Source organism: Mesorhizobium vachelliae, assembly GCF_033977325.1.
GTDB lineage: Bacteria > Pseudomonadota > Alphaproteobacteria > Rhizobiales > Rhizobiaceae > Mesorhizobium > Mesorhizobium vachelliae.
Map to the genome: position 1 here is coordinate 1 of NZ_JAVIIR010000059.1, position 1,779 is coordinate 1,779.

Here is a 1,779-nt window from a genome sequence, read left to right on the forward strand (position 1 = left end):
CACACCGGCTCTTGCGTCCACTTGCCGAAGCCGTTCACCAGGATCGCCAAGCCTTGAGCAGTAAAATCGGAGAGCCCGACATCCGGGCGATCGGCGCGGCGAAGGACCTCCTCGCCAATGGCGACCGTGGCCTGCCGATTGCGCTCCTCTTGCGGCCACTTGCTGAAACCGTTCACCAGTATGGCCAGCTGCTGATGGGTAAATCCCTTGATTTTGTCGGCACGGGAGGCGATCTCCCCAGCCATGGCAACTGCAGCCTGGCGCATGCCTGTCTCTTGCGGCCATTTGCTGAAGCCATTCACCAAATTGGCCAGGCTCAGCGGAGCAAAGTCGGAGAGCCCGACATTTGGGTGATCGGCGCGGCGAAGGACCTCCCCGCCGATGGCGGCCGTGGCCTGCCGATTTCGCTCCTCCTGCGGCCACTTGCTGAAACCGTTCACCAGTATGGCCAGCTGCTGATGGGTAAATCCCTTGATTTTGTCGGCACGGGAGGCGATCTCCCCGGCGATGGCGACCGCCGCCTGGCGCATGCCTGGCTCTTGCGGCCACTTGCTGAAGCCATTGATCAGATAGGCCAGCTCCTGACCAGGAAACCCGCGCAATCGGTTGGCGGCGCGACTGACCTCAGAGGCGATGGCGATCATCGCCTCGCGAGTGCTTGCCTGGTCCGGCCACTTGCTGAAACCGTTCACCAGATTGGCCAACTCTTGATTCGCAAATCCCTTGAGCTTTCCGGCTCGGGCAACGACCTCGCCGGCGATGGCAATGGTCGCCTCGCTCGTCTTCTGCTGGTCAGGCCACTTGCTGAAACCGTTCACCAGGTTGGCCAACTCTTGATACCCAAATCTGTTGAGCTCGCCGGCTCGGGTAACGACCTCGCCCGCAATGGAAACCGTCGCCTCGCGCGTCTGTTCGGGCCACTTGCTGAAACCGTTCGCCAGGTTCGCTAGATGTTGATCAGTGAATCCGCCGAGCTCTTTGGCACGCGCAACGATCTCGCCGGCGATGGCAACGGTAGCATGGCGCATGTCGAATTCTTCGGGCCATTTGCCGAACCCGTTCACCAGATTGGCCAACTCTTGATGTGGAAATCTATTGAGCTTGCCGGCGCGGCCAACGATCTCGGCGGCGATATCCGCCACAGCTTGGCGCAAATCCTGTTCTTCCGGGTACTTGCCGAAGCCATTGACCAGGTTCGACAGGCCCTGCGGGCTAAAATCGGAGAGCCGCTTGGCTCGGCCTGCAAGGCGCGTCACCTCGGTGCCGATAGCGCTAGTGGCTTTCCGACACTTCGCCTGGCTCGGCCATTTGCTGAAACCGTTCACCAGGTTCGCCAGGCCCTGCGGTTCGAAATCGGAAAGCCGATTGGCTCGGCCTGCGAGGTACGTCACCTCGGTGCCGATAGCGCTGGTGGCCTCCCGACACTCCGCTTGTTTCGGCCATTTGCTGAAGCCATTGACCAGATTGGTCAGGTTCTGCGGATTGAATTTGGATAATCCCTCCGTCTCAGCGCGGCGAAGAACCTCACCAGCGACTGCGAAAGTGCCCTCGCCACAACCTGGCTGGTCAGGCCACTTGCTGAAGCCGTTCACCAGCAGCGAGAGGTTTCGAGCGTCGAGCTGGCGAAGCACTGCTGGGTTGTCGCTGCAGAATTCGCCGATCCTGATTGTGCCGTCGCGGCATTCCGCCAGTTGGGGATATCGGCCGAACGACAATGCCAAGAGCGGCAACGCGCGAGCATCTACATCGTCGAGGGCGCTGGTAGAGCTCGATACCTTG

Annotated in this window: 1 pseudogene; it reads right to left on the reverse strand. The window is 60.9% G+C overall.

Going from position 1 to position 1,779, the window contains the following annotated elements:
• Positions 1-1,779, reverse strand: a pseudogene (locus RFM41_RS33985) (hypothetical protein); the annotation flags it as partial.